Annotated in this window: 19 protein-coding genes; 13 read left to right on the top strand and 6 right to left on the bottom strand. The window is 71.2% G+C overall.

Annotation, left to right across the window (positions count from 1 at the left end; genetic code table 11):
- The first annotated feature begins 112 nt into the window (after positions 1-112).
- The 3 genes from OG758_RS18545 (at position 113) to OG758_RS18535 (ending at position 4348) form a co-directional block, all read left to right on the top strand.
- Entirely contained in the window at positions 113-1366 is a 1254-nt protein-coding gene (locus OG758_RS18545; protein WP_326711038.1) for an SLC13 family permease, read from the top strand.
- A 182-nt stretch (positions 1367-1548) separates the two neighbouring features.
- Positions 1549-3822: an MMPL family transporter gene (locus OG758_RS18540; RefSeq protein ID WP_326711037.1), complete on the top strand. Its 2274-nt coding sequence runs from the start codon at positions 1549-1551 to the stop codon at positions 3820-3822.
- A complete protein-coding gene (locus OG758_RS18535; RefSeq protein WP_326711036.1) occupies positions 3800-4348 on the top strand; it encodes a GNAT family N-acetyltransferase in 549 nt (182 codons plus the stop codon). Before OG758_RS18540 ends, OG758_RS18535 begins: the two co-directional genes overlap by 23 nt.
- A 61-nt stretch (positions 4349-4409) precedes the next feature.
- On the opposite strand, the gene OG758_RS18530 is transcribed toward OG758_RS18535, so the two are convergent.
- A complete protein-coding gene (locus OG758_RS18530; RefSeq protein ID WP_326711035.1) occupies positions 4410-5669 on the bottom strand; it encodes a DUF6777 domain-containing protein in 1260 nt (419 codons plus the stop codon).
- A gap of 209 nt (positions 5670-5878) precedes the next feature.
- Here OG758_RS18530 and OG758_RS18525 point away from each other — a divergent pair, with 209 nt between their 5' ends.
- Positions 5879-7174: a streptophobe family protein gene (locus OG758_RS18525; protein ID WP_326711034.1), complete on the top strand. Its 1296-nt coding sequence runs from the start codon at positions 5879-5881 to the stop codon at positions 7172-7174.
- A 43-nt stretch (positions 7175-7217) separates the two neighbouring features.
- On the opposite strand, the gene OG758_RS18520 is transcribed toward OG758_RS18525, so the two are convergent.
- The 3 genes from OG758_RS18520 to OG758_RS18510 are packed head-to-tail and all read right to left on the bottom strand — an operon-like array spanning position 7218 to position 11378.
- Positions 7218-8219, bottom strand: coding sequence for a serine/threonine-protein kinase (locus OG758_RS18520; RefSeq protein WP_326711033.1), 1002 nt, complete (start codon positions 8217-8219; stop codon positions 7218-7220).
- The gene (locus OG758_RS18515; RefSeq protein ID WP_326711032.1) at positions 8219-8935 is read right to left on the bottom strand and encodes a hypothetical protein; all 717 of its coding nucleotides are present in this window, start codon (positions 8933-8935) and stop codon (positions 8219-8221) included. Before OG758_RS18515 ends, OG758_RS18520 begins: the two co-directional genes overlap by 1 nt.
- A 13-nt stretch (positions 8936-8948) precedes the next feature.
- Entirely contained in the window at positions 8949-11378 is a 2430-nt protein-coding gene (locus OG758_RS18510) for an FHA domain-containing protein (RefSeq protein WP_326711031.1), read from the bottom strand.
- Positions 11379-11517: 139 nt separating this feature from the next.
- Between OG758_RS18510 and OG758_RS18505 the strand changes: the two genes are divergently transcribed.
- The 4 genes from OG758_RS18505 (at position 11518) to OG758_RS18490 (ending at position 16127) form a co-directional block, all read left to right on the top strand.
- A complete protein-coding gene (locus tag OG758_RS18505) occupies positions 11518-12135 on the top strand; it encodes a hypothetical protein (RefSeq protein ID WP_326711030.1) in 618 nt (205 codons plus the stop codon).
- A gap of 208 nt (positions 12136-12343) precedes the next feature.
- Entirely contained in the window at positions 12344-12541 is a 198-nt protein-coding gene (locus OG758_RS18500) for a hypothetical protein (RefSeq protein ID WP_326711029.1), read from the top strand.
- A gap of 158 nt (positions 12542-12699) precedes the next feature.
- Complete coding sequence (locus tag OG758_RS18495; RefSeq protein ID WP_326711028.1) at positions 12700-15759, top strand: helix-turn-helix transcriptional regulator; 3060 nt, start codon at positions 12700-12702, stop codon at positions 15757-15759.
- Positions 15760-15854: 95 nt separating this feature from the next.
- The gene (locus OG758_RS18490) at positions 15855-16127 is read left to right on the top strand and encodes a DUF6191 domain-containing protein (RefSeq protein ID WP_326715956.1); all 273 of its coding nucleotides are present in this window, start codon (positions 15855-15857) and stop codon (positions 16125-16127) included.
- A gap of 44 nt (positions 16128-16171) precedes the next feature.
- On the opposite strand, the gene OG758_RS18485 is transcribed toward OG758_RS18490, so the two are convergent.
- Positions 16172-17347: a PQQ-dependent sugar dehydrogenase gene (locus OG758_RS18485; RefSeq protein ID WP_326711027.1), complete on the bottom strand. Its 1176-nt coding sequence runs from the start codon at positions 17345-17347 to the stop codon at positions 16172-16174.
- A gap of 237 nt (positions 17348-17584) precedes the next feature.
- Positions 17585-18583, bottom strand: coding sequence for an aldo/keto reductase (locus OG758_RS18480; RefSeq protein ID WP_326715955.1), 999 nt, complete (start codon positions 18581-18583; stop codon positions 17585-17587).
- Between the two features lie 98 nt (positions 18584-18681).
- Between OG758_RS18480 and OG758_RS18475 the strand changes: the two genes are divergently transcribed.
- From OG758_RS18475 to ilvC, 5 genes are all read left to right on the top strand, one after another.
- Positions 18682-19632, top strand: a complete 951-nt coding sequence (locus tag OG758_RS18475) for a 2-hydroxyacid dehydrogenase (protein ID WP_326711026.1) — start codon at positions 18682-18684, stop codon at positions 19630-19632.
- A gap of 431 nt (positions 19633-20063) precedes the next feature.
- Positions 20064-22892 (top strand): putative bifunctional diguanylate cyclase/phosphodiesterase, encoded by a 2829-nt coding sequence (locus tag OG758_RS18470; protein WP_442810336.1) that lies wholly within the window; start codon positions 20064-20066, stop codon positions 22890-22892.
- 237 nt (positions 22893-23129) lie between these two features.
- A complete protein-coding gene (locus tag OG758_RS18465; protein ID WP_326711024.1) occupies positions 23130-24977 on the top strand; it encodes an acetolactate synthase large subunit in 1848 nt (615 codons plus the stop codon).
- A 29-nt stretch (positions 24978-25006) separates the two neighbouring features.
- Positions 25007-25534, top strand: coding sequence for an acetolactate synthase small subunit (gene ilvN / locus OG758_RS18460; protein WP_326711023.1), 528 nt, complete (start codon positions 25007-25009; stop codon positions 25532-25534).
- A 109-nt stretch (positions 25535-25643) separates the two neighbouring features.
- The gene (gene ilvC, locus OG758_RS18455) at positions 25644-26645 is read left to right on the top strand and encodes a ketol-acid reductoisomerase (RefSeq protein ID WP_326711022.1); all 1002 of its coding nucleotides are present in this window, start codon (positions 25644-25646) and stop codon (positions 26643-26645) included.
- Positions 26646-26844 lie beyond the last annotated feature (199 nt).

Here is a 26844-nt window from a genome sequence, read left to right as displayed (position 1 = left end):
CGCCGGACGGGCTCGCAGATCCAGCCCGTCCGGCGAATGAGGACCGGGGTCCGGGGCGGATCCCCAGGACTTCGGAAGGGGGCAGGGGGAGTACGAATTCTGGAGTCGCACGTTGAGCACCATCCCCGCCGAACTCCTCTCCGTCACCCTCCTCCTGCTCATCCTCGGCTTCGCCGTGGTCCGTCCCCGGCAGCTGCCGGAGGCCGTCGTCGCCGTGCCCGCCGCGGCGATCGTCGTGGCCGTCGGCGCCGTGTCGCCCGCGCACGCGTGGGCCGAGACGCGGGACCTGCTCCCGGTCGTCGGGTTTCTCGCCGCCGTCCTGGTGCTTGCTCAGCTCTGCGCCGACGAGGGCCTGTTCAAGGCCGCGGGCGACGCCATCGCGCGGGCCTGCAAGGGCAGTCCGCGCCGCATGCTCGGCGGGGTCTTCGCCGCGGCCGCCGTGATCACGGCCGTACTGAGCCTGGACGCCACGGTCGTGCTGCTCACGCCGGTCGTCCTCGCCACCGCCCGCCGGATCGGCGCGAGGCCGCGCCCGCACGTCTACGCGAGCGCCCACCTGGCCAACTCCGCCTCGTTGCTCCTGCCGGTGTCGAACCTCACCAACCTGCTCGCCTTCACCGCGAGCGGCCTCACCTTCGCGCGGTTCGCGGGGCTCATGGCCCTGCCGTGGCTGGGCGCGATCGCCGTCGAGTACGTGGTGTTCCGGCGGTACTTCGCCGACGACCTGGCGGCGCCCGCCCACGAGCCGGATGCCGAGGAGCCGCCCGGCCTGCCGGTGTTCACCCTCACCGTCCTCGCCCTGACGCTCGTGGGCTTCGTGGTCACCTCGTTCGCCGGGATCGACCCGCTGTGGGCGGCGATCGTCGGCACGGTCGTCCTCGCGGCCCGGGCGCTCGGGCAGCGGCGCACGACCCCGCTCGCGCTGGTGAAGTCGGCGCACCCGTACTTCTGCCTCTTCGTCCTCGCGCTCGGGATCGTGGTCAAGGCGGTCGTCGACAACGGCCTCGGGGACGGCATCGACCGGCTGCTGCCCGAGGGCTCGTCGCTGCCCGCGCTGCTCGCCGTCGCCGGAGTGGCGGCCCTGCTCGCCAACCTGATCAACAACCTTCCGGCCGTTCTCGCGCTGCTCCCCGTGGCGGGGCCCGCGGGTCCGGGGCCGGTACTCGCCGTCCTCATCGGCGTCAACCTCGGCCCCAACCTCACGTATGTGGGCTCGCTCGCCACGCTCCTGTGGCGCCGCATCGTCCACGCCCACGACGTGTATCCCGAGCTCGGTGACTTCACACGGCTCGGTGTGCTCACGGTCCCGGCGACGCTGGTCGTGTCAACGGTGGCGCTCTGGGCGGGACTTCAGTTCCTCGGCTGACGGGTCACGGACGGCGGGAAGCGTCATCGGACGGAAGGTGACCGTGAATTCCCACGCGCTCTTGTGACTAAGGCCACGAAAGCGACAAAGGATCACTTCTTGCTGTAAGAGTGGCTTGCCATTGCTCATGTGTCTTTGCGGGCTGTTCCCGGTGAAGATCCACAAACCCTGGGAGCACGTCCGTGGCAGCACTCGCACGATGGTGTGCACGGCACCGCCTCGTAGTCGTCCTGCTGTGGCTCCTCGCCCTCGGCGGCACGAGCGCGGCAGCGGCCGTCGCGGGCTCCTCCTACTCGAACGACTACGAGGCACCGGGCACCGAGTCGGGGCGCGCCACCCAGCTCCTCAACGACGGATTCCCCGGCCTCGGCGGCGACAGCGACACCGTCGTCTGGCACACGGACGGCAGCATGGTCCGCGCCGCCGACGTGAAAGAGCGCATGACCCGCACGCTCGACAGGATCGAGCACCTGCCCGGCATCGCCGCGGTCACCGGCCCGTACGAGCAGCAGAGCAGCGGCCAGATAAGCGCCGACGGTCGCACCGCCTACGCCACGGTCATCTTCGACAAGCAGTCCGGCGACATCGCCGAAGCGGACGCGCAACGCCTCGTCGACACCGCCAAGGCCGCCGAGAACAACGCCCCCGACGGACTGCGGGTCGAACTCGGCGGCAGCGCCGTCGCCCTGACCGAGTCCGCCCAGGGACATGTCGCCGAGATCGTCGGCGTCGTGGTCGCCGCGGTCGTCCTGCTGCTCGCCTTCGGCTCCCTCGCGGCCAGCGCCCTGCCGATCGCCACGGCCCTGGTCAGCGTGGGCACCGCCGCCTCCGGCATCGTGCTCCTCGGCCATGTGATGACCGTCGCCGACTTCGCCCCGATGCTCGGCATGCTCGTCGGCCTCGGCGTCGGCATCGACTACGCGCTGTTCATCGTGACCCGGCACCGGCGCGGCCTGAAACAGGGCCTGCCCGTGAACGAGGCGGCGGAGCGCGCCGTCGCCACCACCGGACGCGCGGTCGTCTTCGCCGGCGCCACCGTCTGCATCGCGCTCCTCGGCATGCTGATCCTGCGCCTCAGCTTCCTCAACGGCGTCGCGATCGCCGCCTCCCTGACCGTGCTCCTCACCGTCGCCGCGTCCGTCACACTGCTGCCCGCGCTCCTGTCGTTCATCGGCATGCGCGCGCTCAGCAGGCGCCAGCGGCGCAGACTCGCCGCACACGGGCCCGAGCCCGAGCTGCCGACCGGGCTCGCCGCCCGCTGGGCCGTCTTCGTGGAGCGTCACCCCCGGCTCCTCGGCGGGCTCGCCCTCGGCGTGATCGCGGTGCTCTCGGTGCCCACTTTCTTCCTGCACCTGGGCACGTCCGACCAGGGCAACAACGCGTCGTCGTCCACGACCAGGCAGGCCTACGACCTTCTCGCCGACGGATTCGGGCCGGGCGTGAACGGGCCGCTGACCCTCGTCACCCCCATAGACGGCGCCGGCGACCAGGTGGCCGTGAGCCGCCTGGAGTCCATGATCGGCTCGGCCGAGGGCGTCTCCTCCGTGACCCCGGCGACGTACAACCAGAGCGGCACCGCCGCCTTCCTGACCGTCGTGCCGAAGTCCGCGCCCCAGTCCCAGAGGACCAGCGAGCTCGTCGACCGGCTGCGCACCGACGTCATCCCCGCGGCCGAGAAGGGCACGTCCCTCGATGTGCAGCTCGGCGGCGTCACCGCCAGCTACGACGACTTCGCCGACGTCATCATCGGCAAACTGCCGCTCTTCGTGGGCGTCGTCATCGGACTCGGCTGCGTCCTGCTGCTCCTCGCCTTCCGCTCGATCGGCATCCCCCTCAAGGCCGCCGCGATGAACGTCGCGGCCGTCGCCTCCGCCTTCGGCGTGGTCGTCGCGATCTTCCAGTGGGGCTGGGGCAGCGAGATGCTCGGCCTCGGCAGAGCGGGCCCGATCGAGCCGTTCCTCCCCGTGATCATGGTGTCGGTCCTGTTCGGGCTCTCGATGGACTACCAGGTGTTCCTGGTCAGCCGCATGTACGAGGAGTGGCTGGAGACCGGCGACAACCGGCGGGCCGTCCGCGTCGGGCTCGCCGAGACCAGCCGCGTCATCAACTCCGCGGCCGTGATCATGATTTCGGTCTTCCTGGCCTTCGTCCTCAGCGGCGACCGCGTCATCGCGATGTTCGGCATCGCCCTGGCCGCCGCCGTCGCCCTCGACGCGTTCGTCCTGCGCACGCTTCTGGTGCCCGCCCTCATGCACATGCTCGGCGGCGCCAACTGGTGGCTGCCGAAGTGGCTCGACCGCCGACTGCCCCGCATCAGCATCGAGCCGCCCGAGTGCCGCGAGCCGCATGCGAGTATTCGTGGACACCACCCGGCCGCGGGCGGCGCCCTGCTGGACGCACCGGTGAAGGCCGAAGCCGAGGAGCGGAAGCGCGATGTACACGATCTCCCTGGGTGACGACGGCGCGGAACTGCGGCCCCTCGAGACGTGGCACGCCGAGCAGTTCCTCGCCCATCTGGAGCGCGGCCGCGAGTTCATCGGGCAGCACATCTCGTTCGGTTCGAACATCAAGGACGTCACCTCGGCCCGTGACCTGCTCAGGTCCTACGCCGACAAGCGCGCCGCCGACAGCGGAAGCCTGCACGGGATCTGGCTGGACGGGACGCTCGTCGGCGGCCTGCTCTTCCGGGTCTTCGACGCGGAGGGCGGCAACTGCGAGATCGGCTGCTGGCTCGAGCCCGCCGCGGCCGGACGCGGCCTCGTCACGCGCGGCGCGCACGTCCTCATCGACTGGGCGGTCCTCGAACGCGGCATCCACCGTGTGGAGTGGGTCGCCTCCTCCGAGAACGGGCCCAGCCTGAGCGTGGCGCGGCGGCTCGGCATGAAGCGGGAGGGCGTTCTGCGCGAGGCAAGCACGCACAAGGGCGTCAAGCAGGATCTTGAGGTGTGGTCGGTGCTCGCGCCGGAGTGGCGCGCGCGTTGATCCGCCTGGCCGTTCCGGATGCCGGTGACCTCGCGGCCGAGCATGCTCCAAACGAACGGCCCTAGCTCGCCGGTCGTGAGGCGGGCGACTCGGGGGCGGGGGACTCCACGCTCGACGGCGGGGCCGACGACGCTCCGGGTGCCTCGGACGACGGCGGCTGCGACGACTCGGGTGACCGGGACGACGGGGACGACTGTGAGGTCTCGGACGACGGGGCTGTCGGGGCGTTCGAGGGGGAGACCCCCGGCGGGGTGCGCGGCGTGGTCTTCCGGTCGCTGCCGCCCGTGGTCCCCGCGGTTCGGGTGAACCAGCCCTCGGTCTCCGGGTCGTACATCACGAACCTGTTCACCGGCTGTGGCGCCGGCGACACGACCACCGCGTTCGACGGCTTGTACCCCGACCAGGCCTTGCCCTGACGCTTCACCGACCCCTGCAGAGGCACCGGCGCGAGCAGCGGGTTCCCGCACGAGCACCGCACGCGCGGCTCCCCGCGGTCGTTCACGAGCACGGCCGTGCCGGACTGGAGCACGGACTGGAAGGTCGTCGCCGCGCCGTCGCGGAAGCCGTGGTTCGTGACCCGGGTGTCGAGGCGTAGCTGGACCGGCGTCAGCGACCGCAGATAGGCGGGGACGCCGGACGGGTCGAGACCGAGGACGGAGGCGAACGCCTTGTTCTTGTCCGGCTGCGCGCCCAGCGCGCGGATCTGCTTCTCCACGTCGCAGCTGGAGACGTTGCGGGTGCCGCCGTACAGACCGGGGGCGGAGCCCTCGACGCCCCGGACGATGTTCGCGCTCTCCGACGGGCCGGTCCCCGAGGCGCTCGGCAGCGCGGTCGGCGTCGTCGCGGTGGCGCCCTTCCTGGTGCTCGACTCGGTGTACGGGTCGGGGCCGGACGAGTCGGCGCTCTGGAGGAAGAGTTCGTCGCCGGCCGCGGTTCCGCCGCCTCCACCCCCGCCGCCGGAGCTGATGAGGACGATGGTGAGGACCACCGCGGCGGCGACCAGGACGCCGAGAGCCACGAGCTTCTTGGGCGTGAACCGCCACCAGGGGCGATCGGGGTGCGGGCCGTCCGGGGGCGGGGTGTCGCCCGGGGGTGGCGTGCCGCCGGGGGGTGGGGTGTCGCCCGGGGGTGGCGTGCCGCCGGGGCCGCCGCCCGTACTGCCGGAGCCTGAACCGGGGCCCGGGCCGGAGCCTTCGCCGGGCGGTGGTCCTGAGGGGTGCCCGGGCGGCGGCGGGGGTACGGACGCGGGCCGGGTCGGGCCCGAGAGTGGGCCGGATGGGGGGCCGGTGGGGCGGCCGGGCTCCGTCGGTCGGTCACTCACGGGCGCTTCTTCTCACCGTAGGAGGCAGGGGGGCGGGACGGGGGAGGGCCCGCCTCGCGGTCCGGCGGCCAGTCCCCTATATCCCGTTACCTCCACATTGTGTGCTCCGTGCGCGTACGGCCCGCAAGCCGAACTCGTACGGTCCGCGACGCGACGCGGTCGGCCCTCCCGAGGGGCGGACCGCCCGGCGCCTGCCTAGCGTGGCCTCCGTGAGTGAACAGGCATCCGACGGCCGGACCGGCACCAGGCGCAGCGCGAAACACGGCTGGGTCGCGGCCCTCGTGGCCGTGCTCGCCGGGCTCGTGGCCATGGTGGTCACGGCGGCCCTCGGTCTGTGGGCCGCGGGCGCGGCCGGGCTTCCCGGGAACTCCTTCCCCCGAGTGGTCGCCGCCGTCGTGGTGATGGCGGCCGGCGGCTCCGTCGAACTGGCCGGAAACGCCGGAGAACTCGCGCAGACACACGCCGACATCTCGGTCCTGCCCCTGTCCGTCACCCTCGCCGGAGCACTGGTGATCGCCGCCGGCTTCCTGCGGCCCCTGCGCCACCGGGCCATCGCGAGCGGCGGCGAACTCCTCGGCTGGGCCGGGCGGGTGGCCGTGCCGTGGGTGGTGGCGCTCGTCGTCCTCTCGCTCCTGGCCAGGCAGGACTTCGCCATCCCCGTCACGGACCCGACCGGCGGCATCATGGAGGACGTCCTGGACGGCGCACCCAAGGTCGGATTCCGGACGAACCTGCCCCTCACGCTGCTCTTCGGCCTGCTGTGGCTCGCGGGCGTCATGATCCTCGCCGTCCTCGTGTCACGCGGCGCCCCGCTCCCCGCCCGCCTCGTCCGCTTCCAGGAGTCGGTGCGCCCGGCCGCGTACGCGATGGTGGCGCTGCTGCTCGTGTACGTGGCGCTGGGCGTCGTCATCGGTCTCGTCGTCGCCGCGACGCGCGGCCACGCGCCCGAGACGTTCGCCGTGATCCTCCTCGGCCTCCCCAACCTCGTCTGGTTCGCCTACACCATCGGCCTCGGCGCGTCCTGGGAAGGCAAGGTCGACGGTCCGTTCGGCCTGCCCATGCCGCACATCCTCGACGCCGTGCTCCGCACGCCCGACATCTCCACCGTCGACGTCAGCACGCTCGCCGAGCAGGACGGCCGTATCTGGTGGTCGATCGCGGTGGCCGCGATCCTGACGCTGGCGGCCGCGTTCGGCATGGCGCTGCGCTCACCCGCCCGGATGCGGGCCTGGCAGCACGCCCTCCACATGGCGGTGGCCCTCGTCCTGACCGTGCTCGCCATCTGCCTCCTCGCCCGCGTCTCCGCGCACTACGGCCTGTCGCTCCTCGGCATCGGCGACATCGGCGGCGGGCTCGGCGGAGAGGTGTCGCTCCGCCCGAAAGTGTGGAGCGCCCTCGGCCTCGCGGTCCTGTGGGGCCTGGTCACCGGGTTCCTCGGCGGCCTGCTCGCGTCCCGGCGCCACCGGCGCGGAGCGGTCGAGACGGCGAAGCCCGACCGGAGTTGACCGGATCGGAGCTCAGGGAGGCGGAGTTGAGGGAGGGGATGGGCTAGCGCACGAGGCCCGTGAAGACCGGCAGCGCCCATCTCGGGGGTGCGGGCGGCGGCTCGGCCGTGGGGGACCACGTACTGATCCGGCCGTTCACCTGCGTCGGGGGATGGTTGTCCCGGGTGCCGCCGCGGGCCGCCGCGCGCAGGGCCGCCACGAACTGGAGGCACGAGTCGTAGCGGTCGTCCGGGCTCTTCGCCAGCGCCTTGGCGAGTACGTCGTTCATCGCCGCCGGGAGATCCGGGCGCAGCCCGGTCAGGGGCGGCGGGGGGTCGAACTGGTGGGCCCACAGCAGCGCCATGTCGTCGTCGCGCTGGAACGGCGGCAGACCGGTCAGGGTCTCCTGGACGACGCAGGCGAGGCTGTAGACGTCGCACCGGCCGTCGACCGGGCGGCCGGAGATCTGCTCGGGTGCCACATAGTCGAGCGTGCCGACGAACTGGCCCACGGACGTGAACCCCGTCAGCGACAGCGACTTCTTCGTCAGGCCGAAGTCGGTGAGGTAGACGTGCTCGGGGTGCTCGCTGTCCGTTCCCGCGGCGACCAGGATGTTGCCGGGCTTCACGTCCCGGTGCACCAGGTCGTGGTCGTGGGCGGCATCGAGCGCGGACGCGACCTGCGCGGCGATCCGTACCGCCGTCCCCACGGGCAGCGGCCCCTGACGGTCGATGAGCGCGCGCAGGTCCTGGCCCGCGACGAAGCGCATGGCGATGTAGAGGATGCCCTCGGTCTCGCCGGCCTCGAAGACCGGCACGATGTGCGGATGGTCGATCGCGGCGGCGACGCGCGACTCGTGCGTGAACCGTTTACGGAAGGTGTCGTTACGGACGAGTTCGGGGGCGAGCAGCTTGAGCGCCACGATGCGGTCGAGGCGCAGGTCCAAGGCCCGGTAGACGACCGCCATGCCGCCCCGGCCGATCTCGCTCTCCACGCGGTACCCGGCGATCTGCCGCCCGAGCAGATCGGACGGCCGGCCGACGGGCAACTGTGGATCGTCCGTCATCACCGGTCACCTGGTGCCTGGGTGCTGCGCTGACGCTCGGCCGGGTCGTTGCCGGTCATCTGCTCGGGGTCGACGACGCGTGTGGGCTCGGGGGCGTTGGGGTTCGAGGCCTGGGGCGAGGTCTGGGTCGGGGTCTGGTCGGGGGCGGGGGGTGCATCGGCGGCGTCCTCGGGCGGGCCGGTGGTGTGCGGGTCCGCGGCCCGCGTGGGCGCCGGCGCCGCGCTCGGCCGTCCCGGTCCCGCCCCCGCCGCGTATGTACTCAGCTGCCTGCCGTCGCAGTACACCCACCGCTCGTGCTCGGCGTCGTACAGCCATACCGCCTCGCCGTCGACGACCATTCCCACCCGCAGCCCCTGCGTGCGGCGCTGGAACGTCTCTCCGTCGATGCGCTCCTCGGCCAGTTCCTGCGCGGCCCGCCGGTACTGGCCCGCGACCTCCTCGACGCGTGCCATCAGCGGGCGCGGATCCGCCGTGCGGGCCATGGGCTTTCCGGCCTCCGGCGGGTCGCGCGGCACGGCGACGAGCAGACGACCGTCGACCCACGCCGACCAGCCGTTGGCGCACACGATCCGGCCCCAGTCGGCGCGCCGGTCGACCAGTTCGACCGGGAGCAGCGGGTCGAGCGGCTGCGTGGGCCGGGACACGTCCGGCTCCTCCCAGGCGGGCATCCCGTCCGGGGGCACGACATGGGTGGGGCGGAACTCCGGTGTCGCCATGGGCGCCTCTCCGCTACTTCCGCATGATGGCGGGCTCGTGCCGGCGCAGCAGGCGCGCGACGGCGAATCCGAAGACGACCGAGAGCACGACCAGCATCCCCATGTTGAGCAGCCACACCCCGGTGGCGTGCTCGAACAGGGGGTCGCTCGTCAGCTTCCCCGGCACGATCCGGGACAGACCGACCGTGCCCGCCATCGCGGCAAGCGCCCACCGCGACGGGACCAGCCACGACAACTGCTCGATACCGGGCACCCCGTGCAGTTTGAGCAGCGCACCGCAGAACACGACCTGGATGATCGCCAGGAGCACCAGGAGAGGCATGGTGACCTCCTCCTTGCGCACCAGCGCGGACACGAGCAGACCGAGCATCATCGCCGTGAAGGACAGGAGTGCCACGGTCAGCGTGATCTCCGCCAGCGGAGGCATCAACACCCCCTTGCCACCTGGCGCGTTGAGGTCGACGCCGACGAGCCCGACGAGCGTCAGCACGACGGCCTGAAGCACCGTGATCGTGCCGAGGACGACGACCTTGGACATCAGATACGCGGATCTGGACAGCCCGACGGCACGTTCCCGCTGGTAGATCACCCGTTCCTTCACCAGCTCGCGCACGGCGTTGGCGGCGCCCGTGAGCACACCGCCCACACACAGCAGGAGCAGCGCGTTCATCGCCGTTTCATGGGTGAGACGGCTGCCGGCCAGCGCACGCACCATCGCACCCATGACGAACGGCAGCGCGATCATGATGGCGAGGAAGGTCCGGTCGGCGCTCAGCGCGGCCGCGTACCGGCGTACGAGCGTCCGCAGCTGCGCGCCCCAGCTCCGTGTCCTCGGCGGCGAGGCCACCTCCTCGGCGGGGGCCGTCGGCAGCCGGGGCTGCGCCGTGGAGTTCACGATGTACTGACGGTGGAACAGGGACGTGTTGTAGTCCTCCGCCCAGCCGCGGTCGCGATCGTTCTCGAAGGCCTCGAACGCCTCCGGCCACTCCTCGAAGCCGAAGAACCCGAGCGCGTCCCCCGGCGGGCCGTAGAACGCGATCTTCCCTCCAGGGGCGAGGACCAGCAGCCGGTCGCACACCTCCAGGCTGAGGACGCTGTGCGTGACGACGATGACGGTCCGCCCGTCGTCGGCGAGGCCGCGCAGCATGTGCATCACCGAGCGGTCCATGCCCGGGTCGAGTCCGGACGTCGGCTCGTCGAGGAAGAGCAGTGACGGCTTCGTGAGCAGTTCGAGGGCGACGCTGACGCGCTTGCGCTGACCGCCGGAGAGGCTGTGGATCGGCTGCGTCGCCCGCTGTTCGAGGCCCAGCTCGCGGACGACCTCGTCGACGCGGTCGCGCCGTTCCGACTTCTCGGTGTCCTGCGGGAAGCGGAGTTCGGCCGCGTAGCCGAGGGCCCGGTGCACGGTCAACTGGGAGTGCAGGATGTCGTCCTGCGGCACGAGCCCGATGCGCTGGCGCAGTTCGGCGTAGTCGCGGTACAGGTCGCGGCCGTCGTACAGGACCGTGCCCTGGTCGGCGGGGCGCAGCCCGGTCAGGGCGTTGAGCAGCGTGGACTTGCCCGCGCCGCTCGGGCCCACGACGGCGAGCAGGCACTTCTCGCCGACCGGGAACGAGACGTGATCGAGGAGCGTCTTGCGGCCCCGGTCCACGGTGACCGCCAGGCCCTGGACGTCGAGCGAGACCTCGCCGGTGTCGACGAACTCCTGCAGCGTGTCGCCGACCAGGCAGAACGCGGAGTGGCCGATGCCCACGATGTCCCCGGGCGAGACCCGGGCGCGGGAGACCGGTGTGCCGTTGAGGTAGGTGCCGTTGTGCGAGCCGAGGTCGACGATCTCGTACGTGCCGTCGGGCTGCGCCCGCAGCTCCGCGTGGCGGCGGGAGACGATGAGGTCGTCGACCACGAGGTCGTTGTCGGCGCTGCGGCCGATGTGCACGGTGCGGGCGGGCAGCGGCCGCACGGTCGTCGGCTGCCGGAACGTGCCGGTCGCGCCGGGCATGGACACGGAGGAGGGCCGTTCGGGGGTGCGGGATGTCGCTGACACCTGATCAAGTACGTGATCAGGAATGCGGTCCGGTACTTGATCCGCCAGGTGATCCGTCACGGGCTCGGGCGCCGGTGGCTCATGGCCGACCAGTACGGCCCGCGGCCCGTCCGCGGGGTGACCGAACCTGATGACCGTCCCCGGTCCCACCTCGGACTCGTGGATGCGCCGGCCCCCGGTGTACGTGCCGTTCGTACTGTCCTCGTCCTCCAGAGACCAGTGGTCGGCGACGGGCCGGAGCACCGCGTGGTGCCATGAGACGCGGGCGTCGTCGATGACGATGTCACTCAGGGGGTCGCGACCGACGTGGTAGTCCCTGCTCGGGCTCATCACCGTGGGTCCGGCATCGGTTTCGAGCACAAGCTCGGGCGCAGTCGGCGCGACGGGCCGCTCTGCCATGCCCGAATTCTATCGACGTGTACTGGTATGCGCCTGATCGGGCCTGTGCCGGGCCGCACACAGGCCCGGCACAGGCCGGTCTCAGCCCGGACTCAGCTCGTTAAGAGAGCTCTCAGACTCCGTCCGTACGGTGCGGGGCATGGTTACGAAGACTGATGACGAGACGACCGAGACCCCCGAGTCCACCACCGCCGAGGCCGCTGAGGTTGCCGCCGAGAGTTCTGAGGTCATCGAGGTCACCAAGGAGGCCGAAGGCACCGACGCCGCCGAGGCCGCAGACGCTCCCGAGGGCACGGACACGAACGCGGACGCGGACCTCGACGACGAGCCGTTCGCGACCGCCGCTCCCGTGGAGGACTCCTCCGGTGCGGGGCAGGGCGCCGGCGCCGTCGTCTCCGCGGCACTCGGCGTCGTCGCGCTCAGCGGCAGCTGGGTCGCGACCGTCGCCTCGGCCCGCGAGTCCCTGATCGGCCAGCTCCAGACCTCGCAGAGCGCGAGCGTCGCCAAGCAGGTCTCCGAGGTCTACGGCGACTCGTGGCACGCCACCGCCCTGGTCGGCGGTATCTTCGCGCTCCTCGCGCTGATCGTCGGCGCGGTCGTCCTGGCCAGGCCCGCGTTCGGCGCCCCGGGCAGGCCGCAGGCCGTGTGGATCAAGTCGGTCGCCTGGGCGGGTGTCTCCCTCGGCGTCCTCGGTCTGCTTCTCGCCGTGGCGAAGTACACCGACATCCTTATGGCGCTTCCCTCGACCTCTTCCTGACACCTGCTTCCTGAGGCGTGAGTCCGGGGGTGCCTCAGACCGGGTCGAGGGTGCCTCAGATCGGTCTGAGGTCCTCTGAGGTACGTCTAAGGCACCCCGTACCCGGAACATGCGGCACTCTCCCGATGTGGCGGACCCCCCTGGGAGACGAGTGTTGAGGCATCGCAGAAAGCGAAGCCGAAACCCACTCGCCACCAGGGAGCACCAGATGTACGAGTACGAGATCCACCAGGTCCGCGCCGCCGAACTGGTCCGCCAGGCCGAGCACAGCCGCCTGGTCCGCGAGGCCCGTGAAGCCCGGCGCAACCGGCGCGCGGAGCGCGGCGCCGCCTCTGCCGGCCAGGACGCGGAGGGTCGGGTGAACAGTCCGCGCTCACGCCGCTCGCGTTTCGCGCGTGCGGCCTGACGATGACGGCAGAGCCGGGGGAGGGCCACACGGGTGTGGTCCTCCCTTTCACCTTCAGCTCCGACCTCAACGCAACCGACAGGCACATCGAGGTCACTGACCCGCGCCCGACTCCGCCCTCGGCGATAACGGGTGCCGCTGCGTCGGACCCCTGTGCGATGCTCGCCCCTGTGGAGACCAGGTGCGTCAGCCCGGTGTTCGTCGGCCGCGCCGGCGAACTGGGCGTACTCAACAAGGCGCTCGTCCGTGCCACCACGGGGGAGCCGCAGGCCATGCTGCTCGGCGGGGAGGCGGGGGTCGGAAAGACCCGTCTCGTCGAGGAGTTCACGCTCGCCGCGGGACGCGAGGGCGCCGTCGTCGCGCTCGGCGGATGCGTCGAGATCGGTGCGGACGGGCTTCCGTTCGCCCCCTTCTCGACCGCTCTGCGCGCCCTGCGCCGACTGCTGCCCGAGGAGTTCGTCGCGGCGGCCGCCGGACAGGAGACCGAGCTCGCACGGCTCCTGCCGGAACTCTCCCCGGCGCCGACCGGACGCGACGGTCGCCACGACGAGGAGAGCATGGCCCGGCTCTTCGAGCTGACGGCCCGTCTCCTGGAGCGCGTCGCCGCGGACCGCACCGTCCTCGTCGTCCTGGAAGACCTCCACTGGGCCGACGCCTCCACCCGCCACCTCCTCTCCTACCTCTTCCGTACGCTGCGCAGCGGCCGCCTCGTCATCGTGGCCACGTACCGCGCCGACGACGTCCACCGCCGCCACCCCCTGCGCCCGCTCCTCGCCGAACTCGACCGCCTGCGCACCGTCACCCGCCTCGAACTCGACCGCTTCAGCCGCGACGAGGTGGCCCGCCAGGTCGCCGGGATCTTCGCCGCCGAGCCCGAACAGGCCCAGGTCGACGACATCTTCGAGCGCTCCGACGGCAACGCGTTCTTCGTCGAGGAACTGGCCGTCGCCACCAGCGAGGGCAGCTGCACCGGCCTGTCCGAGACGCTGCGCGACGTGCTCCTCGTCCGCGTCGAGAGCCTTCCCGACGACGCCCAGCGCGTGGCCAGGATCGTCGCCGAGGGCGGCTCGACCGTCGAGTACGCGCTGCTCGCCGCCGTCGCCCGGCTCGGCGAGGACGAACTGATCGAGGCCCTGCGCGCCGCCGTCGGCGCCAACATCCTGCTCGCCACCCCCGACGGGGACGGCTACCGCTTCCGCCACTCCCTGGTCCGCGAGGCCGTCGGCGACGACCTCCTGCCCGGCGAACGCTCCCGCCTCAGCCGCCGCTACGCCGAGGCACTCGAGGCCGACCCCTCGCTCGTCCGCGCCGACGAACGCGTCACGCGCCTCGCGAGCTACTGGTACCACGCCCACGACCCGGCCAAGGCCCTGCCCGCCGTCCTCGACGCATCCGTCGAGGCCCGCCGCCGGCACGCCTACTCCGAGCAACTGCGGCTCCTGGAACGGGCGATGAACCTCTGGGACGAGACCCCCGAGGACATCCGCGCCGAACTGCGCCCGGTCGACTACACCGAGGTCTACCCGCCCTGCGGCTGCGACCCGGCCACCACCCCGCTGCGCTATCTCGACCTGATGGCCGAGGCCGCCGTCGCCGGCCGGCTGTGCGGCGAACGCGAACGCTCCCTCAAGATCATCAAGCGCGCCCTGCGCCTCATCGACGACGCCGACGACGAGAAGGACCCCCTGCGCGCCGCCTGGTTCTGGATCCAGCGCTCCCGCCTCGTGCCGTCCCTCGGCCGAGGCGACGGCTGGGCCGAGATCGCCACCGCCCAGGAACTCGTACGCGGACTGCCGCCGTCCGAGGTGCACGCCGAGGTCCTCACCAACGTCGCCTCCTGGGGCATGCTCCACAACCCCGGCGAGGAGACCCTGGCCGCAGCCGAACGGGCCGTCGAATACGCCCGCATGGTCAAGGCCGAGGACATCGAACTGAACGCGAGACTCACCCTCGGCAGCCTCCTCGTCGACGCGGGGGAGGCCGACCGCGGCTTGGCCGAGATGTACGCCGTCCGCGACCGGGTCGTCGAGATCGGCCTCGTCCCGCAGGTCGGCCGCGTCCACATCAATCTCGCCTCCGCCCTGGAGAGCGCGGGCCGCTCCCCCGAGTCCGTGACCGTCGCCGAGTCGGGCATGGACCTGTGCCGCCGGTACGGCCTCCTCGACTCGGAGGGCTGGGTCCTGACCAACATGGCCGAATCCCTCACCTCCCTGGGCCGCTGGACCGAGGCCGACGCCGTCGTCGACACGGCACTGCGGTCCTCCGCCCTGAGCGCCAAGCCGCGCGGCACGGCCGCCCTCCGCCGCGCGACCGTCGCCCTCGGCCGAGGGGAACACGCCGAGGCGGCCGCCCAGCTCGCCGCAGCCCGCGCCACCTACGGCACCCACGACACCATGCCCCAGTACGCGCTGCCCCTGTCCGCCCTCGCCGTAGGCATCGCGGCGGCCGGCGGCGGCACCCAGGGACTCCTCGACGCCCGCGCCGAACTCGCCCGCGTCGTCGCCGAGGGCATCCCGCCGAGCAACCAGCGCTATGCCTGGCCCCTCCTCGTCGCCGCCGCCGTCGCCGAGGCAGACGCGCGGGGCCTGCCGACCGCGGAGCCCGGCCGCGCCGGAGCCGTCGACCGTATCCGCACCGCCGCCAAGCGCCTGGCCACACCCATGCCCGTGTGGCTCGCCCACGAACAGTGGGTCCGCGCCGAACTCCTGCGCGCCGAAGGCCGCGACACCCCTGACGACTGGACCCATCCCCTCACCACCTTCGAGTCGCTCGACCGCCCCCACGACCTCGCCCGTGTCCGCTTCCGCGCGGCGGAATCCCTCCTCGCGGCAGCCGCCACGTTCGAGGACGAGAGGGAGCGGGCCACGGAACTGCTGCGGCTCGCCGGAGCCGTCGCCGACCACATCGGAGCGCGCCCGCTCACCGAAGCGGTCGCCCTCCTCGCCCAGCGCGCCCGTCTCACCCTGAACCCCGCCGCGCCACGCCCCCAGACCCCTGCCGACCCCGCCGAGGAACTCGGCCTGACCAGCCGCGAACGCGACGTCCTGCGCCTCGTCGCCGCCGGACGCAGCAACCGCCAGATCGCCGAGGAGCTCTTCATCTCCCCGAAGACGGCGAGCGTCCACGTCTCCAACATCCTCGCCAAGCTGGGCGTCGCCGGCCGCGGCGAGGCAGCCGCTCTGGCCCACCGCCTGAGACTGTTCGCGCCGACGGGCTGAGCCCCGGGCCCGCTCGGGATCGTCACGAAGGGGGAAATTTCGCGCTGTCGTACGCTGGACTGAGGTCTCGGCCACCCGGAGGCGCCGTGTTCAACATGTTCGAGGAGCTGTTCTCACCCGGCCGCAAGCACACCAATGAGGAGCGCAAACGGCTGGAGCTGACCCGAGTCGACCTCAACGACGGCGACCCGGGGCGCGGCCCCATAGACCTCACCTCCGGCAAGGTGGTGGTCCGCGTCCCCGCCCAGGCCACACCTGGCCTGACGGACCCGATGGACCCGACGGACGAAGCGGAGTCGGGGGAGCCGGCCACAGAGGCGGATGCGCCCGACCTCGCCGTCCCCGCCCCATCCGACGGCGAGACCTGAGCCCTGGCTCCGCTCCCGCCCGGGACCGGGGCCGACCTCGCCCTTCAGGACACCTCCAGCTCCAGGATCCGGTCGTCGCCCTTCCGGGGCGTGCCTCTCGAGTCCGTGTTGCTCGTCGTCAGCCACAGCTTGTTCGTGCCCGCGGCGACCACCGTGCGCAACCTTCCGTACTTTCCCTGCTCGGTCGCCTCGTCGATGAGGAAGGACTGGGGCTCGGCCGCCACCCCGGCCCCCTTCAGGGGGATCCGCCACAGCCGCTCGCCTCTCAGGCCCGCCATCCAGATCGAGCCCTCCGCGTAGGCGATGCCGCTCGGTGACGCCTCGGACGTGTGCCACACGGCCACCGGGTCGTGGAAGCCGGACTTGCCGCTCTTGCCCTCCACGTCGGGCCAGCCGTAGTTGTCACCCGGCACGATCAGGTTGAGCTCGTCCCACGTGTCCTGGCCGAACTCCGAGGCCCACAGCCGCTTGTCCTTGTCCCAGGCGAGCCCCTGCACATTGCGGTGACCGTACGTATAGACCACGGAGTCGCCGAAGGGGTTTCCGGGCGCCGGTTTGCCGTCCGGGGTCATCCGGAGGATCTTGCCGCCCGGGGACTTCTTGTCCTGGGCGTACTTCTTCACGTACGTCTCGCCCGTGCCCGCGTAGAGCAGCTTGTCCGGGCCGAACGCGATGCGCCCACCGTTGTGGTTCGTGCCCTTCGGGATGCCCTTGAACACCGTCTCGGGCGCGCCCAGCTGATCGCCCGGCGGCTTCTTCGCGTCGTACCGCATCCGCACGATGCGGTTGTCCGACTTCGCGGTGAAGTACGCGTAGAGCCAGTGGTCGGAGGCGAACGACGGGGAGAGGGCCAGGCCGAGCAGTCCGCCCTCGCCGCCGGGGACCACCCCGGGCACGGTGCCGACCACGGTCTTCTTGCCCGTCTTCGTGTCGACCCGCGTGATCGTCGCCTCGTCCCGCGAGGACACCAGCAGGCCGCCGTCCGGCAGCGGAGCCAGGCCCCAGGGGGAATTCAGGCCCTCGGCGACCGTGCGCACCACCTTCACCGAACCCTTCACCGGACCGGTGTCGCCCCCAGCGCTCCCGGAAGCGGACGTTCCTGGTGGGGACGAGCCGAGGGAGGCGCTGTGCCGGCTGTCGGACGGACGGTCGTCACCCGAGGAGCACCCCGCCGTGAACAGGATCGAGGCGCAGGCCAACACGGCCAACACGGGCTGCACACCTGGACGTTGCACGATCGGATCCCCTCGACGCCGCGGACTGGGCTGCTCTTCTGCGCTGCGGTTCTACTGTTCATACACCGCAGCCACCCCGCAGGTTCCCGATCAACCCCGACGCGTTCGGAGTAACCCACTCCTGCCCGCCGCGCTCACAGCCCCGGCCGTCAAAGCTCCCCCCTCAGCCCCCAGAACTCCCCGTCCCCTCCCCAGAGCTCCCTCGTCCCCAGAGCTCCCCCCTCAGTCCCAAGACCCCCGAGCCCGCGGCAGCTCCCCGATCTCCGCCAGATCACGGTCCGTGAGGCGCAGTTCCGCGGCCGCAGCGTTCTCCGCCGCCCACCGCTCCCGCTTGGCACCCGGCACCGGGACCACGTGCCGCCCGCGGCTCAGCACCCACGCCAGCGCCACCTGCGCAGGAGTGACCGCTTCCCCGTGCCGCGCGGCGATCCGGCGCAGGCCCGCCACGATCGGCTGGTTGGCTGCCATCATCTCCGCGGTGAACCGGGGATGCCGGGCCCGCAGATCGTCCGGTTCGAAGCCCTGCCCCGGCGTCAGCGTGCCCGTGAGGAAGCCGTTGCCCAGCGGCATCGCGGCGAGGAACCCCACGCCCCGCGCCTCGCACCACGGCAGCAGCGTCTCCAGGCCCTCCGGCGACCACACCGACAGCTCGGCCTCCACCGCGCTCACCGGGAACACCTGCTGCACCCGCTCCAGCTGCCGGATCGTTCCCGCATGCAGCCCGGCCCTGCCCCGCCGTGTCGCCCGCGCTCCCACCGCGCACAGCCCGAGCGCCCGCACCTTCCCCGCGCCCACCAGCTCCGCCATGGCGCCCCACGTCTCCTCGACGGGCACCTCGGGGTCGGCCCGGTGCAGCTGGTACAGATCGATCGTGTCGGTCTGGAGCCGCCGCAGCGACGCGTCGCACGCCCGCTTCACATACCCGGGCCGGCCGTTGGCGACGACGTGCTGCTCCCCGACGAGCAGCCCGCACTTGGTCGACACGAAGGCGTCGCCCCGGCGCTCCTTCAGGACCCGTCCGAGCAGCAGCTCGTTCGTGAACGGCCCGTACATGTCCGCCGTGTCCAGCAGGGTCGACCCTCGGTCCAGCGCGGCATGCACGGTGCGTACGGACTCGTCCCCCCGCTGCCGCGAGCCGGTGTAGGCCCAGCTCATCGGCATGCACCCGAGCCCGATCGCGCCCACCTCGAGCGCTGCCGCCCCGATCGTCCTGCGCTCCACCTGGAAGTAGCCTCCCCCTGCGTGTTCGAGAGGCACCCAAACTAACCTCTGGGACCCGGCCCGCCGCGCACAGCCCACCTCCCATTAGCCTCCTGACCATGAGTGCTGAGGTATCCGCCGACGTTTGGCTCCCGTTCCGTCCAGACGAGGTCCCCGGGCTTCCCGAGGGGCTCAACTACCGCTTCTGGGACGGCGGCCCCGACTTTCCCGCCGACCCGGCCGCCTGTGCCTTCTACGTGGTCCCCTACATGAAGGGCGCGGACGTCGGCGTACGCCCCATGGCGCAGATGACGTCCGTACGGGCCGTGCAGACGCTCTCCGCCGGCGTCGACCACGTACAGGGAGGCCTCAAGTCGCTCCCGTCGGGTGTGCGGCTGTGCAACGCGCGCGGCGTGCACGAGGCGAGCACCGCCGAGCTCACTCTCGCCCTGATCCTGGCGTCCCTGAGGGGCATCCCCGGGTTCGTGCGGGGACAGGAGAGCGAGGAGTGGCGCTCCGGCTTCTATCCGGCGCTCGCCGACAAGAGCGTACTGATCATCGGGTACGGGTCGATCGGCTCCGCCATCGAGGACCGGCTCGCTCCCTTCGAGTGCGCGCGGGTGGTGCGCGTCGCACGCTCCGCCCGCACGACCGCACGCGGCCCTGTGCACCCGCTCACCGAACTGCCTGCGCTGCTCCCCGACGCGGACGTGGTGATCCTTTCGACGCCGCTCAACGAGGCGACGCGAGGTCTCGCGAACGCAGCCTTCCTGGCACGACTCAAGGACGGCGCCCTCCTCGTGAACGTCGCGCGTGGGGCCGTCGTCGACACCGAGGCGCTCCTGGCCGAACTGGAGAGCGGCCGGATCGCCGCCGCTCTCGACGTCACCGATCCCGAACCCCTGCCCCAGGGGCACCCGTTGTGGCACGCTCCGGGAGTACTCGTCAGCCCGCACGTCGGCGGCTCCACATCCGCCTTCTGGCCGCGGGCCAAGCGTCTGCTCGCCGCGCAGCTGACCCGGTTCGCGGCGGGAGAACCGCTCGAGAACGTCGTCCTGACGACGGACTGAGGGCGGGCTCCGGAGAGGCCCATCCGCCGCCTCCCGGCCCGGCCTCGCGCACCCCCGCACACGCTCCGCGCCCGCCCGGATGCGCCCCGTACGCGTATCGCCGCTGGTCGTCACGGAGAGTAGAGGCGCTATGTCCCTGAGTGACGAGTCTGGTGTATCGTCCCGACTGGGGTAGCGCCGTGGAGAGTTCGGCGCCGGGGACGGACAACCGGACTGCGAGGGGGGCGACGGGCGATGCACGGCCTATGGGCGAACGATTCGACGCGGCGGGGCCGCCGGCGACGACCCGCGCGCGCACCGGTCCGCACAAGCCGGCCCAGCTGCCACGGCAGCCGCAGGGGCGGACGCCACAGGAGTGGCGTACGCAAAAGGCCTCAGCAAGCAGCACACGGAAATCGGGACACGGGGGCGGCGCGGACCGGAGTGACCCCGTGAGTGCCCCTGGAGCCGTGCTCACCGGCCGCCGCCTGTTCCAGGGCGGAAGGTCCAGTCTCGCCTCGCAACTCGTGCTCGCCCTCCTGTGCGCCGGGTACGCCACGGGGTCCGCGCTCGGCTGGGGATCCGACCGACTCGCCCTGTTCATGGGCGACTTCGGGCTCAGCGCCGCCGCCGCGGTCGCCGCCGTGTCGAACTTCGCGTACGCACGCTGTCGGCGCAGCCACTTTCGACCGGCCTGGATCCTGTTCGCTGGCTCCTCCGCCATGGCATCCCTGGGGAACGGGGTGTGGGGCTGGTACGAGGTCGTGCTCCAGCGCCCCGTGCCGACCCCGAGCCTGGCCGACCTCTTCTTCCTGTGCTTCGCGCCGCCCGCCATCGTCGGGCTGCTCGTTCTCGCCAAGCGCCCGTTCACCAAAGCCGGTTGGGTCTGTCTCGCGCTCGACTCCTGGCTCATCGCCGGCTCGCTGATCACGCTGTCCTGGAGCCTCGCCCTTGTGCACACCGCGCGGTTCGAGGGTCAGAGTGTCACCCGCACCGCGCTCTCCCTCGCGTACCCGCTCCTCGACATCGTGCTGGTCAGCATGGTGCTCGCGCTGCACTTCCGCCGCTCGCCCGGCAACCGCACGGCGGTGAACACCGCGATCGGCGCGCTCGCCCTGACCGTCATGTGCGACGCCCTGTTCACCTCGCCCCTGCTGCACGCGAGTTACCACTCGGGGGAGATCCTCGACGCCGGCTGGTTCGCCGGGTCGCTGCTTCTCGCGTACGCGCCCTGGGTGGGGCCGAGGCGCGGGGAGTGCGACGGAGGGCCCGCGTTCGCGCGGTACCAGGTCACCCGTCCCATCTCCGGATCGCTCGCGGCGCTCACGCCCTATCTGGCCGCCGCCGTCTGCACGCTGGGGATTCTCTACAACGTCCTGAACGGCCACAGCGTCGACCGCGTGGTCCTCTTCACGGCCTGCACGGTCGTCCTGGCCCTCGTCGTCCGCCAGGGCATCATGCTCCTCGACAACATCACCCTCACCCAGGAGCTGGCGCACAAGGAGAACCACTTCCGCTCCCTGGTGCAGGGCTCCAGCGACGTCATCATGATCGCCGCGCCCAACGGCGTCCTCAGATACGTCAGCCCTGCCGCCGCCGGGGTCTACGGGCGCGACGCCGAGGAACTCGTCGGGTCCGAGCTCGCCTCGATCATCCATCCCGAGGATCTCGGGCGCGTGGTCCACGAAGTGCGCCGCTTCCTCGCGGCGAGTCAGATCGAGGAGCCCACGACCCGGATCGAGTGCCGCTTCCGCTCCGGCACCGGCACCTGGCTCAACGTGGAGTCGACGATCAACCGCCACCACGGCGGCCTCATCCTCAACAGCCGGGACGTCACCGAACGGGTCCGTCTCCAGGCGCAGTTGCAGCACAACGCCGAGCACGACCCGCTCACCGACCTGCCCAACCGCTCCCTGTTCACCAAGCGGGTCGGCAACGCGCTGGGCGGCCGCCGCGCCACCGACCACGGCACGGCCGTCCTCTTCATCGACCTCGACGGCTTCAAGCAGGTCAACGACACCATCGGCCATCAGGCCGGCGACGAACTCCTCGTACATGCCGCCCGGCGGCTGGCCGAATCCGTGCGCTCCGGGGACACCGCCGCCCGCCTGGGAGGCGACGAGTTCGCGGCGCTGATCGTCGGCGACGGCAGCCGCGACGACACCGCGCGTGAGCAGCACATCTACGAGCTCGCGGACCGCCTCAGGGTCACGCTCTCGCAGCCGTACGCCATCGACGGCAACGATGTCCGGGTGGCCGCCTCCATCGGTGTAGCCTTCGCCGAACCAGGGCTGTCCGCAGGCGAGTTGCTGCGGAACGCGGACCTGGCGATGTACCGGGCGAAGGCCGCAGGCAAGGGCCGGGTGGAGCTGTACGCGCCCCAGATGCAGGCCGACGTCGTCCGCAAGGCGGAGCTCGCCACCCGACTGCGCGCCGCGCTGCACGAGGGCGAGTTCGCTCTGCTGCACCAGCCGGTCGTCTCCCTCGGCACGGGCCGGATCACGTCGGTCGCCGCGCAGGCCCGCTGGCGCTCGACCCAGGGCATCCTGTTCACGCCCGCCGAGTTCCTGCGGACCGCCGAGGAGGGCGAGCGCACCGCCGAGCTCGGCCGCTGGATGCTGGAGGAGGCCGTCGAGCAGGCCGCCGAACGTGGCCGCAGAGGTCATGCCGTACCCGTGGCCGTCCGGATCAGCGCCCGCCGACTCCTCGACCGGTCGATGCCCCTCGGCTCCATCGAGGCGCTCCTGACCCGGCACGGGCTGCCCTCCGGCGCGCTGGTCATCGAGCTGGCCGACAGCGACCCCAGGGTCCCCCTGGACGAGCTGGAGCGCCGTCTCACCGCACTGCGCAGACTCGGCGTCCGGATCGCCCTGGACGGCTTCGGCAGCGGATACGCGGCCATCACGGCGCTGCGCAGGCTCCCTGTCGATGTACTGAAACTCGACCGCAGTCTCGTAGAAGGGGTAGTGGAATCCGCCCGCCTGCACAAGATCACCAGTGGTCTGCTGCGCATCGCCGGCGACCTCGGCCTGAAGTCCGTGGCCGACGGCGTCGACCTGCCCGAGCAGGTCGTCGCACTGCGCGCCATGGGGTGCACACATGGACAGGGGATGGCCTTCTCCGGGCCGCTCGACGAGTACCGGCTGCGCCGCGCGCTGGCCTCGGGGAGCTACCCGGTGCCCAGCGGTCCGGCCGAGCCGGTGTTCGCGGGGGTACCGTCGCCGTCCGGCCGGACGGCCCTGCTCCGCTCACATAATGAGACTCCCGTCCCACCTACTTGACACGCACTATGTCCCGGAGGGAGGGTCAATGCCATGCGCACCCGAATTCTCGTACTTGGAAAGCGCGTCGGCTGAAGCTGGGACCCACCGGTCCGAACACCGGATCCCAGCGACCGCACCCGGCGCGCTCCCCTCGCTTGCCTCACGGCACGAGGGGTTTTTTGTTGCACAAGCACGTGTAATTCAGTAACCGAACACCGTACAAACCTCGCAAAAACCCTCAGCATCGAGAAGAGAATGCCGATGACCGAGCAGGCCACCGGGGCCCACCATCCGCAGCCGCGGCCCCGAGGACAGCAGTCCGCCCCCGTCGAGCACGTCACGGGTGCGAAGTCCCTCATCCGTTCGCTCGAGGAGGTCGGGGCCGACACGGTATTCGGCATTCCTGGCGGTGCGATCCTTCCCGCGTACGACCCGATGATGGACTCCACCCGCGTCCGTCACGTGCTCGTCCGGCACGAGCAGGGCGCCGGCCACGCGGCGACCGGCTACGCGCAGGCCACCGGCAAGGTCGGGGTGTGCATGGCCACTTCGGGCCCCGGTGCCACCAACCTCGTCACCCCGATCGCCGACGCGCACATGGACTCCGTGCCGCTCGTCGCGATCACCGGCCAGGTCGCCTCCAAGGCCATCGGCACGGACGCCTTCCAGGAGGCGGACATCGTCGGCATCACCATGCCGATCACCAAGCACAACTTCCTGGTGACCAAGGCCGAGGACATCCCGAAGACGATCGCCGAGGCGTTCCACATCGCCTCCACCGGCCGTCCCGGCCCCGTCCTCGTCGACATCGCCAAGGACGCCCTCCAGGCGCAGACCACCTTCAGCTGGCCGCCGCAGACCGACCTGCCCGGCTACCGCCCGGTGACCAAGCCGCACGCCAAGCAGATCCGCGAGGCCGCGAAGCTGATCACCGCCGCGAAGCGGCCGGTCCTCTACGTCGGCGGCGGTGTGCTCAAGGCGCACGCCACGGCGGAGCTGAAGGTCCTCGCAGAACTCACCGGAGCGCCCGTCACCACCACCCTGATGGGGCTCGGCGCATTCCCCGACAGCCACCCGCTGCACGTGGGAATGCCGGGCATGCACGGTGCGGTCACCGCCGTCACCGCGCTGCAGAAGGCCGACCTGATCGTCGCCCTCGGAACCCGTTTCGACGACCGCGTCACCGGCAAGCTGGACAGCTTCGCCCCGTTCGCGAAGATCGTCCACGCTGACATCGACCCGGCCGAGATCGGCAAGAACCGCGCCGCCGACGTGCCGATCGTCGGTGACGCCCGCGAGGTCATCGCCGACCTGGTCCAGGCCGTGCAGAAGGAGCACAGCGAGGGCCGGACGGGCGACTACAGCGCCTGGTGGAAGGACCTCAGCCGCTGGCGCGACACCTACCCGCTGGGCTACGACCAGCCCGAGGACGGCTCGCTCTCGCCGCAGAACGTCATCGAGCGGATCGGCCAGCTCGCGCCCGAGGACACGATCTTCGCCGCGGGCGTCGGCCAGCACCAGATGTGGGCCGCGCACTTCATCCAGTACGAGAAGCCCGCCACCTGGCTCAACTCCGGCGGCGCCGGAACGATGGGCTACTCGGTGCCCGCCGCGATGGGCGCGAAGGCCGGCATGCCGGACCGCACCGTCTGGGCGATCGACGGCGACGGCTGCTTCCAGATGACCAATCAGGAACTGACCACCTGCGCGCTCAACAACATCCCGATCAAGGTCGCCATCATCAACAACGGCGCCCTCGGCATGGTCCGCCAGTGGCAGACGCTGTTCTACAACCAGCGCTACTCCAACACGGTGCTCCACAGCGGCCCGGACGACGTCAAGGACAACAAGGGCACCCGCGTCCCCGACTTCGTCAAGCTGTCGGAGGCCATGGGCTGCTACGCCATCCGGTGTGAGCGCCCCGAGGACCTGGACAAGGTCATCGAAGAGGCAAACTCCATCAACGACCGCCCCGTCGTCGTCGACTTCATCGTCCACGAGGACGCCATGGTGTGGCCGATGGTCGCCGCCGGCACCTCCAACGACGAAGTCATGGCCGCCCGCGGGGTCCGCCCCGACTTCGGCGACAACGAAGACGACTGAGACCGAGAGCGAAAGAGAGACCAAGAGCCATGTCCAAGCACACGCTCTCCGTCCTGGTCGAGAACAAGCCAGGTGTCCTCGCCCGGATCACCGCACTGTTCTCCCGCCGCGGGTTCAACATCGACTCCCTGGCGGTCGGCGTCACCGAGCACCCCGACATCTCCCGCATCACCATCGTGGTGAACGTGATCGAGGCGCTGCCGCTCGAACAGGTCACGAAGCAGCTCAACAAGCTGGTCAACGTCCTGAAGATCGTCGAACTGGAGCAGGGCCACGCCGTCCAGCGCGAGCTCGTCCTCGCCAAGGTCCGCGCCGACAACGAGACGCGCTCGCAGATCGTCGAGATCGTCCAGCTGTTCCGCGCCAAGACCGTGGACGTCTCCCCGGAGGCCGTCACCATCGAGGCCACCGGCTCCAGCGACAAGCTGGAGGCGATGCTCAAGATGCTGGAACCCTTCGGCATCAAGGAGCTCGTCCAGTCGGGCACCATCGCGGTCGGCCGCGGCTCGCGCTCCATCACCGACCGGAGCCTGCGGGCGCTCGACCGCACGGCCTGAGCCCCCAGGTGCTTTCGAGCGCCCTCTCGTATACCGAGACCCGAAAACTTCCCTCCGCAATCCCGCCGTACGGTGGGACGCACCACCTGCACACCAAGGAGAAAATCCAGTGGCCGAGCTGTTCTACGACGACGATGCCGACCTGTCCATCATCCAGGGCCGCAAGGTCGCGGTGATCGGTTACGGCAGCCAGGGCCACGCCCACGCGCTGTCGCTGCGTGACTCGGGTGTCGACGTCCGCGTCGGTCTGCACGAAGGCTCCAAGTCCAAGGCCAAGGCCGAGGAGCAGGGCCTGCGTGTGGTGACCGTGTCCGAGGCCGCCGCCGAGGCCGACGTCATCATGATCCTCGTCCCGGACCCGCTCCAGGCCCAGGTCTACGAGGAGTCCATCAAGGACAACCTCAAGGACGGCGACGCGCTGTTCTTCGGCCACGGCCTGAACATCCGCTACGGCTTCATCAAGCCCCCGGCCAACGTGGACGTGGCGATGGTCGCGCCCAAGGGCCCGGGTCACCTGGTGCGCCGCCAGTACGAAGAGGGCCGCGGCGTTCCGTGCATCGCGGCCGTCGAGCAGGACGCCACGGGCAAGGGCTTCGAGCTGGCCCTCTCCTACGCGAAGGGCATCGGCGGCACCCGCGCCGGCGTCATCAAGACGACCTTCACCGAGGAGACCGAGACCGACCTGTTCGGTGAGCAGGCCGTCCTGTGCGGTGGCACCGCCGCGCTGGTCAAGGCGGGCTTCGAGACGCTGACCGAGGCCGGCTACCAGCCGGAGATCGCGTACTTCGAGTGCCTCCACGAGCTGAAGCTCATCGTCGACCTCATGTACGAGGGCGGCCTGGAGAAGATGCGCTGGTCGATCTCCGAGACCGCCGAGTGGGGCGACTACGTCACCGGCCCGCGCATCATCACGGACGCCACCAAGGCCGAGATGAAGAAGGTCCTCGCCGAGATCCAGGACGGCACGTTCGCCAAGAACTGGATGGATGAGTACCACTCGGGCCTGAAGAAGTACAACGAGTACAAGACCCAGGACGAGAACCACCTCCTGGAGACCACCGGCAAGGAGCTCCGCAAGCTCATGAGCTGGGTGGACAACGACGAGGCGTAAGCCTTGCGACGAGGGGGCCGGGGCGAATGCCCCGGCCCCCTCGTCGAGGTGGACGGCCCGCGGCGCTCTCGCGTCAACATGGTTGTCCACCCCGTCCAGCCACGGACGGGTGATCCTTCCACGGAGGCGCAAGACCACCTCCGAAGCGCCACTAGACTGCAGAACACATTCGCGTCGGGCCCACAGCGTCGTGCGTCTA

Source organism: Streptomyces sp. NBC_01474 (genome assembly GCF_035918215.1).
GTDB classification, from domain to species: domain Bacteria; phylum Actinomycetota; class Actinomycetes; order Streptomycetales; family Streptomycetaceae; genus Streptomyces; species Streptomyces aureus.
Note: the sequence above shows the minus strand (reverse complement) of the source record. Positions and strands in the feature narration are given on the sequence as shown.